10 protein-coding genes are annotated in these 17,286 nt (G+C 44.8%); 7 read left to right on the forward strand and 3 right to left on the reverse strand.

All coding sequences use genetic code 11. The features are described from left to right. Positions 1 to 18 precede the first annotated feature (18 nt). Positions 19 to 705: a response regulator transcription factor gene (locus tag FW774_RS16425; RefSeq protein WP_149349296.1), complete on the forward strand. Its 687-nt coding sequence runs from the start codon at positions 19 to 21 to the stop codon at positions 703 to 705. Positions 706 to 1,003: 298 nt separating this feature from the next. Here the strand turns inward: FW774_RS16425 and FW774_RS20475 are convergent, their stop codons facing one another. The 3 genes from FW774_RS20475 to FW774_RS16435 all read right to left on the reverse strand — a co-directional run bounded on the left by FW774_RS20475 (position 1,004) and on the right by FW774_RS16435 (position 3,410). Beyond that, a complete protein-coding gene (locus FW774_RS20475) occupies positions 1,004 to 1,180 on the reverse strand; it encodes a hypothetical protein (protein ID WP_187774932.1) in 177 nt (58 codons plus the stop codon). 102 nt (positions 1,181 to 1,282) lie between these two features. Beyond that, positions 1,283 to 2,602, reverse strand: a complete 1,320-nt coding sequence (locus FW774_RS16430; RefSeq protein ID WP_149349297.1) for a sensor histidine kinase — start codon at positions 2,600 to 2,602, stop codon at positions 1,283 to 1,285. 130 nt (positions 2,603 to 2,732) lie between these two features. Next, positions 2,733 to 3,410, reverse strand: coding sequence for a response regulator transcription factor (locus FW774_RS16435; RefSeq protein WP_149349298.1), 678 nt, complete (start codon positions 3,408 to 3,410; stop codon positions 2,733 to 2,735). Positions 3,411 to 3,506: 96 nt separating this feature from the next. On the opposite strand from FW774_RS16435, the gene FW774_RS16440 reads away from it, so the two are divergent. From FW774_RS16440 to FW774_RS16465, 6 genes are all read left to right on the forward strand, one after another. Next, positions 3,507 to 4,973 carry a glycoside hydrolase family 130 protein gene (locus FW774_RS16440; RefSeq protein WP_149349299.1) on the forward strand — a complete coding sequence of 489 codons (1,467 nt, stop codon included), beginning with the start codon at positions 3,507 to 3,509 and terminating at the stop codon, positions 4,971 to 4,973. 267 nt (positions 4,974 to 5,240) lie between these two features. Continuing rightward, positions 5,241 to 5,825 (forward strand): Holliday junction branch migration protein RuvA, encoded by a 585-nt coding sequence (gene ruvA / locus FW774_RS16445; protein WP_149349300.1) that lies wholly within the window; start codon positions 5,241 to 5,243, stop codon positions 5,823 to 5,825. Positions 5,826 to 5,851: 26 nt separating this feature from the next. Beyond that, positions 5,852 to 12,880, forward strand: a complete 7,029-nt coding sequence (gene sprA, locus FW774_RS16450; protein WP_410522745.1) for a cell surface protein SprA — start codon at positions 5,852 to 5,854, stop codon at positions 12,878 to 12,880. 195 nt (positions 12,881 to 13,075) lie between these two features. After that, positions 13,076 to 14,500, forward strand: a complete 1,425-nt coding sequence (locus tag FW774_RS16455) for an NPCBM/NEW2 domain-containing protein (RefSeq protein WP_187774933.1) — start codon at positions 13,076 to 13,078, stop codon at positions 14,498 to 14,500. Positions 14,501 to 14,525: 25 nt separating this feature from the next. Further along, entirely contained in the window at positions 14,526 to 15,764 is a 1,239-nt protein-coding gene (locus tag FW774_RS16460; protein WP_149349302.1) for a hypothetical protein, read from the forward strand. Positions 15,765 to 15,806: 42 nt separating this feature from the next. Further along, positions 15,807 to 17,135, forward strand: a complete 1,329-nt coding sequence (locus FW774_RS16465) for a sugar porter family MFS transporter (RefSeq protein WP_149349303.1) — start codon at positions 15,807 to 15,809, stop codon at positions 17,133 to 17,135. The last annotated feature ends 151 nt before the right edge of the window (positions 17,136 to 17,286 follow it).

The following is a 17,286-nucleotide window of genomic DNA, read 5'->3' on the forward strand; positions in this document are numbered from 1 at the left end:
ACTTTTTACTTAGCAATTATGAGCAGTAAAATAAAGATAGCACTTATTGAAGACGATGAAAACCTGCGGTTCCTGGTAGCGCATCGTTTAAACGAAGAAGGATTCGAGGTAGTTGAATCGGGAGATGGTAATGCTGCTGCATCGCTCATTATGAGCGAAAACCCGGATATTGTGCTGTTAGACTGGATGCTGCCGGGAAAACAAGGCGATGAAATATGCCAGATTTTACGTGAGCAGGGATATGGCGGACTGATCATTATGATGACTGCCAAGGCACAGGACGTAGATAAAATAGAAGCGTACGGGCTCGGCGTGTCTGACTATGTCACCAAGCCTTTCAGCATGGATGTGCTGGTAGCGCTGATAGATAATAAGATAAAGTATCTCATTAATAACGAAAAGGCAGAAACTTATCGCTTTGGCGATATGGAGCATCATCCCAACACGCACTCGCTGATGCGTAACGGTAAACGGATAGAATTGACCATCCTGGAAAACCGGATTTTGCTTTATTTCATGAAAAATAAAAACCAGGTTATTAACCGCGATGATCTGATGATGGAAGTGTGGGGCTACAACTCTGATGTAAACACCCGCACGCTGGATATGCATGTGGTACGTTTACGCAAAAAGATAGAAGATAACCCCGATACGCCCCGCTATTTGCAAACCGTACGCGGTATAGGCTATAAGTTTGTAGTGTAACCGGTCGCTTCCAGCTCACGCCAAGTGCGTTAAAGATTGCTGAATTGTATTGTTAAATTGTTCTGTTTGCGCTCGTTTGTAAAACGAGCGCATTAATATCCGGCGTTTGTAACGCCGCAAATGATATGAAAAGTTACAACTAACGGAGGTGAGGACGGACAACGAACGACTTATCTCAAATCTCATCTCTCAAATCTTACAGCTGATAATAAAAAAGCCGCCCGAAGAATCGCTCTGCGGACGGCCAGATTAGGGTAACCGGAAAAACTAAATTATGGTGATAACTTAGTAAGGCTTTTTATTTCTTCTTTTTGTGTACTTTTTTTGCCGGAGCCTCTTTTTTTGCAGTGTCTGCTTTTGCTGTTGCATCATGTTTTGCATGTTTTACAGCTTTAGGTTTTGCTGCTGGAGCGGTTTGAGCGAAAGCGCCGCAAGTAAGGGCTGCTAATGCTACTGCTAAAATTGTTTTTTTCATAATTATATAATTTGATCTTTTTGTTTCCTCAAATCTGCATTAGTAATATGAAGATTTGGTGAAGAAACGTGAACAAATTCATTACAAAAAAATACGCTGGTGTTAGTGGGTTTTAAATTCCAGACCGATGCGTGTTCCCTGTCCAATTTCGGAGCTTATGCTGATACTAATATCATGGAATGCGGCAATGCTTTGTACAATAGCCAGACCCAGGCCATAACTTTCGGTATCGGTAGCGTTGAATTTAGCAAAGCGGTTAAATGCCTGTTCAATTTGCCGGTTATCCATGCCAATGCCTTTATCGGTAATGTAAAGCTGATAGCTGTGGTTGGTGAGGTTATCGCTGATGATAATTTTGCCATTATCTTTATTGTATTTAATGGCATTGTTAATCAGATTAATGCACAGCGTATGCAGTAAAGCCTGGTTGCCGGTAAGGCCGAAATTATGCTGCAGCCGGTTTTCGAATGTAATGTTGCGGCTTGCTATGCGGTCTTCCAGTTCCTCGTAAATATCGGCTATCAATGCCGGCATAGAAACCCGGTCTGTTTTATTGAATTGCTGATTCTCTATTTTAGATATCAGCAGCAGGCTGTTTGTAATGGCTTTAAGCCGGTTGAGTGTGCGCAGCGAAGCGGAGATCTTATTAAGGTTCTCTTCCGAAATATCCGGCTGATTAAGCAGATTTTCAAGGCGGGTACGCAATATCGAGATGGGCGTTAGCAATTCATGTGATACATTGGTGATGAATTGTTTTTGGTTAAGCAACTGGTCTGATATGCGTTGCATCAGTTTGTTGATGCTGCTATCAAGCAACCTGAAATCGTCGGTAGTGGTATGAGCATAATCGTAATTAAAATGAATAGGATCATCCACCTTATTTAACTTCTGGTCGATAATGCGGTAAAATGGCGCCAGCAGAAAACGGGTAAAGGCCAGATCGGCCGCCAGGGTTAATATTACCGATGCCAGTAAAATGATCAGTGTATAAAACATGATGGTATTTTCCAGCCGGTCAAGCGCAAGCATGGTTTCGCCAATTTCCAGCCGGTATGTTTTTCCGCCATAGCTAAAGTAGTTTGCCAGCACCAGGTAATCCTGGGTTTCGTCTTCTATCTTTCGTTTTTCTTTAGTGAAAACCGGGGCGGTGTTCACCGAGGCGTTGTCGCTTACCTCGTTCAGCTCAATATATTCTTCTTTTAAAATGTTGTAATCGGTAAAGGTAGATTGTTTGTTCAGCAACTCCTCAATTTCCTCGTCAGAAAGGTGTGATACCAGCTTATTACGTTTATCAATTAAGCGTTGTTGCAGGTTACTGGTAGAAATACGATCAATAAAAGCAATGATCAGGACACCTAAAATAGCAATTACAGCAATTTTGGTGAAGGTATTGTAAAGCGCCAGCTTATGTTGCAGTTTCACAATATAAAATATTAAACGTAGCTATATTCCGGATTACAAATCCGGTGTTTATAACCACCGGGATTGCAAATCCCGATGAGCAAATATGGCTTAATTTTTTACTTTTTACTTCTGAATTTTTACTTAACTATCAGATATTAATGCGGTATCCGATACTGCGTACGGTTTCAAACCAATCGATAGGTGCGTGCTGTGCAAGCTTTTTACGAAGATTTTTTACATGAACATCCACAAAATTAGAATCGGAATTAACTTCCAGGATATCACCCCACACGTGTTCTGTAATATTTAGTCGCGGAATTACCCGGTTCTTATTTAATACCAGGTAGTTGAAAATCTCAAACTCTTTTTTGGTGAGATTAATGCGCTCTCTGCCAAAGCTTACGGTACGGTTCTGTATGTTCAATGTGAAATCGTGCACTTTAAACTCGTTCTTTTCCAGCTTATGCTTACGGCGGGTAATAGCGTGCATGCGGGCAAGTAGTTCGCTAAGCGCAAATGGCTTGGGCAGGTAATCGTCGGCGCCGGCTTCAAGCCCGTTAATGCGGTCGTCGAGGGCGCCGCGGGCAGTTAATACAATAACTGCATCATCGCGGTTTGGCAGCTCTTTCAGTTGTTTAAGCAGGTCAAGCCCATCGCCATCAGGTAAGCCTAAATCGAGCAAAATGAAGTCGTAATTATTAATAAATAATTTTTCTTCGGCCGATTTTTTTCTTCGGGCCATATCGATGATAAAGCCTTCTTTAGCCAGGTATTCCGCAATCTCAAGGCCCAGGCTTTTTTCATCTTCAATAATAAGTACGTTCATTTCTGAATAAAATTACAAACAAATTCATTAGTTTTTAAAACGATAATAAGTATTTGTAGTTTTACTATGTAGTTAAAACAACAAGCATCATTTTTCATGAGATTACCAATAGAGCGTAAACCTGTTAAAGTTTATCCGGATTCAAAACGTGTAATAGCCCGGTTCTTTTATAATGGCGAAGACCGGGCAAAAGAAGTTATAGCCCGTGTAATGGACATCGAAGAAAGTGCCGTTTTTACCTTTATTTCACCCATACTGCAGGAGTACTCCAAGCGCCACCGCAACATTACCCGCATTTTGCAGCGCCACTGCGATAAATTAAAGCACCTTTTCGAAGATTTGGATATCGATTATCAAAATCTGACGCTTTACCGTAAATTACTTATCGGTTCTTATTTCACTCATGAATATTCTATTGAATCGGCGGCATTTTTTAACCCATCCATTATTGAAGACCCTAACCAATCGGGTTTGGAAGATGGTGAAAAACGGCTGATCATCAGTTACCGGGCCGTAGGCGAGGGGCATATTTCATCCATTGTATTCAGGCATGCATTGATAGACCGGCATCAGAATATTACGGTTATGCCTGTAGGCGATTATGTTGACGAAGCCGAGATTGTGCGTAATGCCCGTTATCATAAGAAGCTGTTCTTTGAAAAGGCGCTGGCATCGATGATCGATGTGAATGTGCTGAAAGAGCTGGAAGCCAAGCTGGATGAGCATTTTGAATATACCACGCTGCGAAAGATCATCATCGATTCGCAAAACGGCGAAACCGACCAGCTTAAACGAATGGAATATGAAAAAATATTATGGCTTTCTGATTCATATTACGAGATCATTTTTTCATTAGATACGGATATTTCAGACCGGGTGATATTTCCCATATCTGAGTTTGAACGGAAAGGTATTGAAGATGCCCGTTTTGTAAAATTTGTTGAAGATGATGGCCAGGTGATGTATTACGCTACCTATACAGCTTATGACGGCTCCCTGATCATGCCTAAGCTGCTTCAAACTAACGATTTTTATGATTTTAAGATCCGCCCCTTATTTGGCGCCGGAGCGCAGAATAAAAACCTGGCCCTGTTTCCGCGGCGTATTAACGGGCAATACGCCATGATGTCGCGTATTGACGGCATTAACAACTACATTATGTATTCTAACAACATTAATGTGTGGGAAAAGCCTATCAAATTGCAATCGCCAAGGTTTACCTGGGAATTTGTTCAGATAGGAAATTGCGGTTCGCCGATAGAAACCGAATACGGCTGGCTAATGATCACTCATGGCGTTGGCCCGATGCGTAAGTATTGTTTAGGGGCGAGTCTGCTGGATTTAGAAGATCCTACAAAAGAGATCGGTCGACTTTCTGAGCCTTTGTTAGTACCAAACAGCGACGAGCGTGAGGGTTATGTGCCAAACGTGGTTTACTCCTGTGGTTCTTACATTAATAACGGTCAGCTGGTTATTCCGTATGGCCTGTCGGATTATTCGTCATCGTTTGCTACCGTTGATATGAATACGCTATTAGATAAGCTGAGACATTCGGAAGAGTAGTATTTGTTGCGAAGGTTGCATCTTGTTAGCGCTCGTTTGAAATACTGTCTGTGGTAACTTTGACAACTTTCTAAAAGTTGTCAAAGTTAAAGTCTTAGAAAAGTAATAGCAGTACTACTTTAACCAAACTAAACCCGACAGGAGCGGCAGCCCCGATTGCAATGAGGGCTATAGCGGATGGCGGGACTGCTTTCATCGATATTATGCTGTCGGTGCTTTTCAAAACAATATTTTTGAAATTTTATTTTTTACCATTACCTTAACGGCATGTACGCATATATCAACGGGCGTTTGGTGTTTAAATGTCCCACGTATGTGGTAATAGATGCCGGTGGCGTTGGTTATCATATCAATATTTCGCTCAATACCTATTCTAATTTGCCCGATCACGAACATTGTAAGCTGTACACCTGGCTGCATGTAAAGGAAGACGGGCATACGCTGTACGGTTTTGCCGATGAGGGGGAGCGTCGTTTGTTTCTTCACCTGATCTCCGTTTCGGGTATCGGGCCGAATACCGGGCGCATGATACTTTCGTCCATAACGCCGGCGGAGATACAAACTGCCATTGTAAAAGGTGATGTGCCGCTGATACAACGTATCAAGGGCATCGGGCCAAAATCGGCGCAGCGCATGGTGCTTGAATTGCAGGATAAGCTGAAAAAGGAAGGGCCGGATACATTGATCGCTGTTCCGCAGAATAATTCGGCACGCGATGAAGCCCTCTCGGCATTAGTGATGCTGGGCTTTGCAAAAAATATGGCCGAAAAAGCGCTCGATAAGGCCATTCAACAAAATAATGAAAAATTATCGGTTGAGCAATTGATAAAAATTGCGCTTAAAATATTATAATTACGCCTCAATTTCGATTAGTGGGTTTGAAAAGGATAATACCCTATAAACTTTTAGGAGCTTTAGGTTTTGTCGGTTTGCTCTGGCTGGGTAAGGCAAATGGGCAAACTGTGCCATCGGGAAAAGCCGATAGCCTGGACCTGAAATATCCTTTTAAAGACTCCCGGCAGCTGGAGCTTAATCCAACGCCGGGCTTTAAGCTGCCTAATCCTTCTAACATTCAACGTACGGTAGAGTTTGACCCGGTTTTAAAATTATACGTTATTCGTGAGAAGATCGGTGAGCATCTATACCGTCCGCCGCAATACCTTACCATTGAAGAATACCAGAAATACGAGGATGAGCTGGTTAAACAGAGCTACTGGCGTGAGCTTTCAGATTCGCCGATAGCCGAGGCCCGTGCGCCCGGTTTCATTCCACCTATCCAGGTTAACAACAAAGCGTTCGAGAAATTATTTGGCAGCTCGGTTATTGATATCCGTCCGCAGGGTTCGGCAGAAATGACCCTGGCGGGAAAGATCAATAAAAACGAAAATCCGTTATTTAACGAGCGCCAGCGTACGCAGGCCAATTTTGATTTCGACCAGCGTATACAGATGAACGTGGTAGGCCAGATTGGCGATAAATTGCGTATAACTACCAATTACAACACCGAAGCACAGTTTGATTTTGAGAATCAGGTGAAGCTTGATTATACCGGTAAGCCGGATGAGATCGTGCAGAAAATAGAAGCCGGTAACGTAAGCCTGCCGCTCAGCTCGACGCTTATTACCGGTAGCCAGGCATTATTTGGGTTGAAAACACAATTGAAGTTTGGCCGCTTAAATGTAACCAGCATATTTACTCAGCAAAAATCGCAATCCAAGGAAATAACCATAACCAACGGTTCTCAGCAAAACGATTTTCGTATAACGGCCGATAATTACGAGGCCAATAAGCACTATTTCCTGGCTCAATATTTCAGGAATAATTATAACAAAGCCCTGCAAAATGCGCCACTCATTACCTCGAATATTAATATCACTAAAATTGAGGTTTGGGTAACCAACCGGAATAACAGCACTACCGATTCGCGTGACGTGCTGGCGTTTCTGGATTTGGGCGAAAATGCTCCTTACAACACGGCCATGGTGCACGGCGGAACGTCGGTTTACCCGGCCGGTTTCCAGGGCCCGGGCTTTACCCAGCAGTCTAACGACCTGCTTGCTAATCTTCCGCCCGATGCACGGCTAACCAACTCCAATGCCATTAATGCCTATTTCCAGGCTAACGGCGCTACCGATAACTATGTCAAGCTAACTTATGCCCGCAAGCTTACCGATAAGGAATTTACGCTGAATACCAAGCTGGGCTACATCTCGTTAAACGCGGCGCTGAATGCCGATGAAGTGCTGGCTGTGGCTTACCGGTATACCGTAAACGGTGTGGAATACCAGGTGGGCGAGTTCAGCACCGATGTGGCTGTTGACCCGGCAACGCCTAAAGTGCTTTTCGTAAAATTATTAAAGAACGAAACCCTGAAAACCAGGCTCCCTACGTGGGACCTGATGATGAAAAACATTTATTCATTAGGAGCTTACCAGGTAAGTAGCAGTAATTTTAACCTGAACATTGTCCGGCTGGATGAGAATACAGGTGTAGAACAACCGGTATTGAACGAAGGTGCTCAAACAACCGGTAAGCTCTGGTTGCAGGTGTTGGGTCTGGATAACCTGAACCAGCAGCAGGACAGAAAGCCCGACGGTTATTTTGACTTTATTGATGGCGTAACCATCGATGCGCTTAACGGGCGTGTTACGTTCCCAACCATTGAACCCTTTGGCTCAGACCTGGCCGCTAAATTTGCCGGGGAGCAGAACCTGATCGATAAATATGTGTACCAGGCTTTGTATGACTCTACCAAGGTGATTGCGCAGCAATTGTTTACCCGGCAAAACCGGTACATCATCAAAGGTACGTACCAGTCTGAGGTAAGCTCAGAGTTCCAGCTAAACGCTATTAATATTCCTCCCGGTTCGGTGCAGGTTTACGCCGGTACGCTGCCATTGCAGGAAGGCGCCGATTTTACAGTCGATTACAATATCGGGCGGGTGCGAATCCTGAATCAGGCGCTGTTAAATTCAGGGCAGCCCATACGCATTAAAATGGAGAACAACGAGTTGTTCGGGCTGCAGCAGCGTTCGTTGTTTGGTTCGCGGTTTGATTACCGGGTGAACAATAAGCTGAACCTGGGCGCTACCATCATGAACCTTACCGAGAAGCCGCTTACCCAGAAAGTAAATATCGGCGAGGAGCCTATCTCTAATACCATTTGGGGAATGGATCTGAATTACAGCTCTGATTCACGCTGGCTTACGCGGATGATAGACAAGCTGCCGTTTATCGATACCAAAGAGAAATCAACCATTACCTTTAGCGGTGAGTTTGCCAACCTGATCCCGGGACATCCGGCCGCACTTAATTTTGCAGGCAGCAAGGGCGGCAGCAGCTACCTGGATGATTTTGAATCGTCACGCTCTGTAATTGATATTAAAAGCCCGGTGAACTGGCAGATAGCCGGTACACCACAGCTGTTTGCCGAGGCCAATGCGCAGGATCTATCGTACGGATTTAACCGTGCCCGGCTGGCGTTTTACACGATAGACCCTATTTTCTTTAACCGGAGCAGCTCACTGAACCCCGGTAATATAAAGAATAACCGGAACGAGCTGTCAAACCACTACGTTCGCGAAGTGATGGAGCAGGAGGTATTTCCGTATAAGCAATCTACAACGGGGCAGCCGTTAACCCTGCCAACGTTCGATTTGGCATTTTACCCCACCATCCGCGGGCCGTACAACTATACTACCACCGGTTTAAATGCCAATGGAACCCTGACCAACCCGAAAAATCGCTGGGGCGGTATTTTCCGTAAGCTGGAGTCAACCGATTTTGAAGCGTTGAATATTGAATACATTGAAATGTGGCTGCTGGATCCGTTCTTGTACAAGCCGTCGGCGCAGGGCGGGGATTTGTATTTTAACCTCGGAAGCATCAGCGAAGACATTCTGAAAGATGGGCGGAAATCGTTGGAAAACGGCCTGGCCCCTGATGGCGACCCGTCAAAGTCTGATGTAACCATTTGGGGCCGGGTTCCGAAATTGCAGCCGGTCATCCAGGCATTTGATAACAATCCATCGTCCAGGGCTTTCCAGGATGTGGGTCTGGATGGTTTATCAAGCACCGAAGAGCGCAGCTTTTTTGCCGACTTTCTGAACCAGGTTCGTGGCCAGCTCAATGCCCAGGCTATGGCTGAACTGGAGAATGACCCCTCATCCGATAATTACCAATACTATCGCGGAAGCGCCCAGGATAACATCAGCGCCGGCATTTTAAAGCGCTATGAACTGTATAACGGAACGGAAGGCAACAGTAAAACCACCGAACAATCAAAAAGCGAAACCGGCATAGAAAATACGGCATCAACTTCTTTGCCTGATGGCGAAGACATTAACCGCGACAATAACATGTCGCTGACGGATGAATATTTCCAGTATAAAGTTTCTATCCGCCCGCAGGATCTGATTGTGGGACAGAACTTTGTTACCGATAAGGTTGTTGCCAATGTAAAGCTGGCTAACGGAAGCACGCAGCAGGCAACCTGGTACCAGATCCGTATTCCCATTTCGCAATTCCAGGAAAAAGTGGGCAATATTGAAGACTTTAAGTCCATTCGCTTTGTGCGGATGTTCATGACCAATTTTGCCGATACAACCGTGATGCGCTTTGCCAAATTACAGTTGGTTAGAGGCGACTGGCGTGGATATAATACTGAAAAGGCTTTGGATAAGGTGATTGCGGATCCGGGTTTAGGTTTGAGCCCCGGCCTGGATAATTCTACGTTAGAAGTAGGAACCATTAACATTGAAGAAAACGGTAAACGTACGCCGATACCTTATGTCGTTCCGCCGGGCATTGAGCGGCAGCGTGATTACAGTAATTTCAGGGGCGAAACACAGCAAAACGAGCAGTCCTTATCACTAACCGTAAAAAATCTTCGCGATGGTTACGGCCGGGCGGCTTTCCGTACCACGTATAACGATTTCCGTTCATATAAACGCATCCAGATGTTCATCCATGCCGAGGGCGACCAATTGCGTGATAAGGACCTTTCGGCATTCATCCGCATTGGTACCGATAACCAGGATAACTATTATGAATATCAGGTGCCGTTAAAAGTAACACTTCCGGGCTCACGCGATCCGTATGCTATATGGCCGGAAGACAATAATCTCGACCTGGAATTAAGTAAGCTGCAGCAGGCCAAGACTGCCCGGAATGCAGCCATCCTTAACGGAACGGCAGCGGTAAATGTGCCGTTTTACTACAGCGACGGCAGCAACGTCATTGTGGTAAAAGGTCAGCCGGATTTGAGTAAGGTCAAGGTGTACATGCTGGGTATTTTAAACCCGTTAAAAGGTGCGGTTGGAACCGATGACGGCCTGGATAAAACCGGGCAGGTATGGTTTAACGAGCTCCGCTTAACCGATTTTGACGAGCGTGGCGGTTGGGCCGCGACAGCCCGTGTAAATGCCAAGCTGGCCGATTTTGCCGATGTAACCGTTTCGGGAAGCATGAGCACCATCGGTTTCGGTTCGATAGACCAGCGGGTGAGCGAGCGTAGCCGAAGCGATAACCGCCTGTTCGATATTTCATCGTCCATGGAACTGGGCAAATTTTTCCCGGCCAAAACCGGCATCAAAATACCGATGTATATTAATTACTCATCGCAGGTTATTACGCCGCAATACGACCCGGCGAACCAGGATATCGAGCTTAAGAATGTAATTAAAACACTGCCGCGTTCACTGGCAGATTCCATTTTGTTTGTCTCACGTGATTATACCACCCGGCGGGGCATTAACTTTACCAACGTGCGCAAGGTAAAAACAAATCCCAATGCAAAATCGCATTTGTGGGATATTGAGAACCTGAGCGCTACGTATGCCTTTACCGAATATTATCACCACGATTATATCAATTCCCTGACGTTGCAGCGCACCTACAGGGCGGGATTGGCCTACACGTATAACGGACAGCCCAAAGTGTACACGCCGTTTGCCAAGCTGATAAAATCCAAGCAGCTAAACCTGCTGCGTGATTTTAATTTCAGCCTGCTGCCATCGGTGCTTAATTTCCGGATTGATGTAGACCGTTTGTACTCTGAAAATACCTTGCGGGATAACGACCCGAACAATACCATCCCGATAGCTACCACGTTTAACAAAACGTTCAACATGACGCGGGTATACGGCATTAGCTGGAACCTGAGCAAATCGCTTCAGCTTGACTTTAATGCAACCAACTACTCGGTTATTGATGAACCTGAGGGACGCATTAACGGGTTAAAACGCAATACCATCTGGCAAAATCTTAAAAAACTGGGTCGTACCACCGACTATACGCATACGCTGAATATTAATTATAACCTGCCTGTTAATAAAATCCCCGGACTGGATTGGGTAAACGTGGTGGCCCGCTACGGTACAACGTTCGATTGGCAGTCTGAACCGTTATTAACTCTGCGTGACCCCAATATTGATTACGGAAATACTATCCAGAATTCACGCACTATACAGGTAAATCCAACGCTTAATCTGATAGGATTATATAATAAATTTGGTGTTATCCGTCGCAGCAATAATGCTAAGGAGAAAGATTTTGCAGGAGTAATGCTCGGTTTACTGACCAGCATAAAAAATATCAGCGGGGCTTATACCCGTACCGAAGGTACTTTCCTGCCGGGATATTTACCTAAAACAAATATCCTGGGATACGATTTTGACGCCAATGCCCCGGGCTGGGGATTTGTGCTGGGCAGCCAGCGTGACATCCGTGGACGGGCGCTTACCAATGGATGGATCACATCAGATACCCTGCAAAATCAATATTATTTAACCAGTTACAAGGAAGAAATTAACCTGAGAAGTACGCTGGAGCCGGTGCGTGATCTACGTATTGAGCTTACAGCATTACGCAGCCGCAGCTTTAATTACTCCACCAATTTCCGGTTTGATAATACCATAAACGATTTTGCCAATTTAAGCCCCGTAACTACCGGCGATTACAGCATATCGTATTTTTCATTGCGTACGGCATTCAGCAAAACCAAGGATAACGGTAAGTCAAATTTATTCACGCAGTTTGAGAACTACCGGGCGGTTATTTCACAACGCTTAGGAGCGATGAACCCCAACTCATCCGGCCAGACCGACGGTTACGCCGATGGTTACAGCAAAAACTCGCAGGATGTGATTGTAGCGGCGTTTATGGCTGCTTATACCGGTAAGGATGCTAATAGTTCCAGCCTGGATAAATTCCCGAGAATACCTGTTCCCAACTGGCGTATTACGTATAATGGTCTTACTAAAAATGAGTTCTTTAGTAACTTGTTTGCCTCTGTTGATTTAACGCATGGTTATAATTCTACGTATAACGTAAACGGCTTTACCACGCTGATACGTTACCAGGAAACGAATGGTCATTCGAGTGCCCGCGATGTTAATAACGACTTTTTGCCTTATTATCAGTTCTCGCAGGTGACCTTGTTTGAGCAGTTCGTTCCGCTGATCGGTATTGACGTGCGCATGAAAAATAACATGACGGCCAATTTTGAGTATCGCAAATCACGGTCGTTGAGCCTGAGCTTATCCAACAGTCAGCTGGCGCAGCAGAACGAAAATAATATTGTGTTTGGCTTAGGTTACCGTACTACTGGCTTCCGTTTCCCGTTTGGGTTGTTTGGCGGCGCTAAGCTGAACAATGACCTGAACTTCAAACTGGATTTCTCGTTAAGCGACCTGAAAACCATCATTTACCGTGCCGATGTGGAAGATCCGGAAGTATCCTCGGGAGCTAAGAACATCAGCTACCGGCCATCCATAGATTATGTCATCAATCAGCGTTTTAACCTTCGGTTGTATTACGATGGCACCATTACCAAGCCTTATACCTCGCAAACGTTTAACACCTCGTACAGCAATTTTGGTGTGACGTTACGGTTTATGCTGCAGTAGTAATTCTGATACAGCGGTGCATATAAGGCCCGGCGGGTAAGTCGTAATAGCTGCATCCCGGTAAGAATTTATCCCTCCTTTTCGTCAATAATATGTTATTACAAAATTGTGATATTATTATCCAAATAGTCTGCCAATAATAAAGCCGCTTTTTATATTGGTTCTAAATCTGGAATCTTGCGCTAAATGGTTTATATGAAAAATAGAGCGGCACTCTTGTTTATTGCACTGCTAAGCTATATATCTCTGAGCCTGTATAATGTGACTGCACTTGCGCAAACTATCCGGCTCACAGCAATGAAACCGGTGTTTTATACACAAAATGGAAAGAAGTTTATTACAAGTAATGATAAGGAAGGCTGGCTGCCGCAGATTGCCGGCAGACAATTTACTGATGGAATTAATACGTATCTCAACAGTGAAATAACCTATCTATTGAACGGTAAATACAGCCGTTTTGAAGTGTGGGTAGGTGTTGAACATAAACTGGAAGACGACAAGACAATATCATCTGCTGACCAGAAAGAGGATGCTGCAGAAAGATCAAAACCTAAGCGGAGAGTGGTTTTTAAGATCTTTGCCGATGGAAATCAGGTGTTTGACAGCGGTATGATGGATTGGGAAACCCCGGCCAAAAAAGTACAGGTAGATGTTTCGCACGTTAAAGAGCTTGAGCTGATTGTGCGTGATGCCGGAATCGCCGGTGGCTCTAACCGTTCAAAGGATATAAAGGGTGTAAACTGGGCTGAGCCTGTTTTAACCATTGCAAAAATAGCTGCTTCCCAGATGACCTCAACGGAAACTGCATACCAGGTTAAAGGAAATAATGCCACGTTAAGCCTGAATAAAAATGGTGAAATAATGGGGTTGATCATGGATAAAAACCGGGTTGCCTTACGCGGAAGCACACGGTTGGCCCAATGTCGCCAGCTAAAACCGGCAGAAGTTAAAAAGCTGCCCGATGGAGGTATCCAGTTTACGCGGCTCGTAGAAGATAAATCGGGTAACCGCTGTACGATAACCGACAGGTTCAGGCCAACGGTTAATTCTATACGATGGGAAACGGATATTTATAGCAGCGGAAAACCCTGGTCAACAGCTATTATCACTTCATTAAGCTATCCTGTTACTGCCGGTACCCGGTTTTGGACATCATGGTCGCACCCGGACCTGGAAGGACAGGGTGGATGGAACAATACTGATTTGAAGACCGAATGGAGCGATCCGCTGCAAACCAGAAAATTTACAAACAGTTCCCGGTGGTTTGGTGGCAACCCGATAATGAGTGTACCCACTTCGGGCGATATATTTTCAATCCCGATCAGTACTATTATTGACTCTAAAACCGCGACAGGTTTAAGCTTTATACAATCGCCGGAAGATAGTTTGCTTTACATGAAGCTCATCACAACAGCCGATGGAACCGTAGAGTACCAGCGACGCTATCATCGTTTAGGAGCTGAAAAGCACGTCAGATTTGCGATAGACCTGGTTCCTCATGTTGATGACTGGCACAGCGGTTTAGCCTGGATGGTTAACCGTTATCCTCAATATTTTGAACCTGTAAATGCGAAAGCGCTGGATGTTGGGCTGTGGGGCTTATTCCAGTTGGGAGGGTGAGCTGGATACTGCCAGGCTAAAAAAAATGAATTTCAGATTCAACTGGAAAGCAAGCTTTGATTTTCCTTATATGGGTATGTTCCTGCCTCCGGTAGAACAATGGCAAACCTTTGCTACTTCTGCCGAAGCAGCAAAGGATCCGTGGGTACGAAGCCCTTACAAGGGAGCGCCAACATCGCGTAAGCAATTAGAAGCCTATTCAAAACTGATGCGTGGTTACGGTTTTCATGTGCTTAACTACTTTAACGTCACCGAATTTGGCACGCGTGTTAAGGGCCCCGAAGCCGTTAATAAGAATATCAAGGAAGAAGATCTATGGAAAAACTGCACCGATTTTCTTTACGCAAAAATAGCCGATGGTATTCTTTACAATGACAATGGGAGCTACTATAGAACCTGGGGACAAGCTGTGGTGATGGATGCGGGGGCAAAAAATTACCAAAACTTTTTGCTGGAGCAGGCAAAACGGCATATCGATTATCTGCCATCCTCATCTGGTATTTGCATCGATCGCATGGATTGGCTGCGTTACTTTAATACCCGTGCTGACGATGGTATCTCATGGTATGAAGGCCGACCCGCCCGATCACTGTTCAATTCCTGGAAAAACCTGATGGATAAAATAGGACCGATGATGCATGATAACGATAAGGTCATTTTTGTCAACCCGATGGTTTCTATGCGTTTAGACATGATGAAACAGGTAGATGGAATTTACAGTGAGCATAATGAACACGGCCCCGGACTTAACTCCAGCGTATTTCTTGGATTATGCATGCCGGTTTGTGCCTGGACCTGGAGCGAGAGCTCGCTGATGCCCGATCCCGATTATTACATGCAGCGCTTTTTGTACCTGGGTGTATTTCCTTCTGCACCTGTACCGGACAATAATCATGAAATTCGCCCAGGTAAATTTGCAGATACATGGTATTTGAAATACGGCCCTTTATTTAAAGCATTAAATGGCAGAAAGTGGTGCTTAAAACCTCATGCCGCGGCGGTGGTTAAAAATGATGCCAAAGCGAACCTGTTTGAAGTTCCCGGTGGGTATGCCTTAGCTATTGTATTGGCCGATAGTAATAAAACCAGCACAAACATAGCTTTAAATGCGAAGGAATTAGGCTTATCTGGTAAGTACAGTATTGATGCGCTGCTGCCAGGGGGTGAGAGTGCTGTTCCGGTTAAATCTGAAATGATTAAAAATACAATTCTGTTGACGGTTCCATTGCAGAGCCGTTGTGCTGTGGTGAGAATCAGGCAGTAATTTATAATAAAGAATAACCAAACCATTAAATCTAAAGTTTCAATGAAATTTAACCAGGCGTACATACTCTCTATATCGTTTATTTCGGCATTAGGAGGGTATCTTTTCGGCTTTGATTTTGCAGTAATATCCGGAGCCTTACCATTTTTAAGAGCAACATTTGTCTTATCAGCAGCATGGGAAGGCTTTGTTACCGGCTCTCTCGCCTTGGGTTGCATAGCAGGCTGTTTATTGGCGGGCAAGCTGGCCGATCGTTATGGGAGAAAGCCGGGTTTGATCACCTCGGCCGGGATTTTTGCGATATCTTCGCTCGGGATGGCCTTTTCACACAGCCTTACTCAATTTATCAGTATGCGCTTTATGGCCGGCGCAGGTGTGGGCATGGCGTCTATATTAAGCCCTTTATACATTGCCGAAATATCGCCGGCGCACATGCGTGGACGAAATGTGGCCATTAATCAGCTAACTATTGTTATTGGAATATTTATAACCAATCTGGCTAACTATTGGCTTGCAGGTATAGGCCCGGCTGCGTGGCGATGGATGTTTGGCCTGGGAACAATTCCTGCTACCCTGTTTCTGATCGGGGTGATATTTTTACCGGAAAGTCCGCGATGGTTAGTTAAGGCCGGGCGAACGGAGCAGGCGTTTCACATCCTGCAAAAGATCAGTGCCGGAGAATTTGCCAGCTCAACGCTGAAAGATATTGAGCAGAGTATGGATCACCGGATGAATGTTTCATATAAGGCAGTTTTTGCAAAAGCGGTAAGGCCTATTGTTATTACAGGCATGATACTGGCCGCCTTTTCACAGTTTTGCGGTATCAATGTGATCTTTAATTATACCTCAACCATCTTTGAATCTGTTGGTGCAGATCTTAACCGGCAGCTGTTTGAAACCGTAGCTATCGGTATGGTGAATATTCCCTTTACGTTATTGGCAATGTGGCAGGTAGATAAGTTAGGCCGGCGACCCTTAATGCTTATAGGAACAATAGGGTTGGCGATACTCTACCTGATAATAGCTTTTCTGCTGCGGGAGCAGGCAACTGCCGGTATTGTGTCTGTATCTGTACTGATCGCCATTGCCCTCTATGCTACAACACTGGCACCGGTTACATGGATATTGATATCTGAGATATTCCCTAATAATATACGCGGTACCGCATCTTCGGTAGCAGTTGTCAGTTTATGGGGCGCTTATTTTATCCTGGTATTTACATTCCCGATTCTTGCCCATTACCTGGGTACATACGGGCCGTTTTACCTGTATGCAGTTATTTGCTTTGCAGGATTTTTGTTCGTGAAATTCAAAATCAAGGAAACCAAAGGGCAGACACTTGAGCAGTTAGAGCATACTATCGGGCATTAACAGATTTTCATAAATGCCGCCAATGTTTAGTAGGTTGTTGCGGTAAGACTTTAAGTTTGGCTGCCTTTTGACAGGCAGCCAAAATTTATACTGTAAAATTGAAATTTTAACAAAATACAAGGGGGGAACTATCCTGTATAGAATGCCCCCC

This window comes from Pedobacter sp. BS3 (genome assembly GCF_008274585.1).
Classification (GTDB): Bacteria; Bacteroidota; Bacteroidia; order Sphingobacteriales; family Sphingobacteriaceae; genus Hufsiella_A.

Excerpts from the sequence above, each read along its gene's own strand:
- FW774_RS16455 (WP_187774933.1), top strand. The coding sequence starts at position 13,076 with ATGAAAAATAGAGCGGCACTCTTGTTTATTGCACTGCTAAGCTATATA.
- ruvA (WP_149349300.1), top strand. The coding sequence starts at position 5,241 with ATGTACGCATATATCAACGGGCGTTTGGTGTTTAAATGTCCCACGTAT.
- FW774_RS16425 (WP_149349296.1), top strand. The coding sequence starts at position 19 with ATGAGCAGTAAAATAAAGATAGCACTTATTGAAGACGATGAAAACCTG.
- FW774_RS16460 (WP_149349302.1), top strand. The coding sequence starts at position 14,526 with ATGAATTTCAGATTCAACTGGAAAGCAAGCTTTGATTTTCCTTATATG.
- FW774_RS16435 (WP_149349298.1), bottom strand. The coding sequence starts at position 3,410 with ATGAACGTACTTATTATTGAAGATGAAAAAAGCCTGGGCCTTGAGATT.
- FW774_RS20475 (WP_187774932.1), bottom strand. The coding sequence starts at position 1,180 with ATGAAAAAAACAATTTTAGCAGTAGCATTAGCAGCCCTTACTTGCGGC.
- FW774_RS16465 (WP_149349303.1), top strand. The coding sequence starts at position 15,807 with ATGAAATTTAACCAGGCGTACATACTCTCTATATCGTTTATTTCGGCA.
- FW774_RS16440 (WP_149349299.1), top strand. The coding sequence starts at position 3,507 with ATGAGATTACCAATAGAGCGTAAACCTGTTAAAGTTTATCCGGATTCA.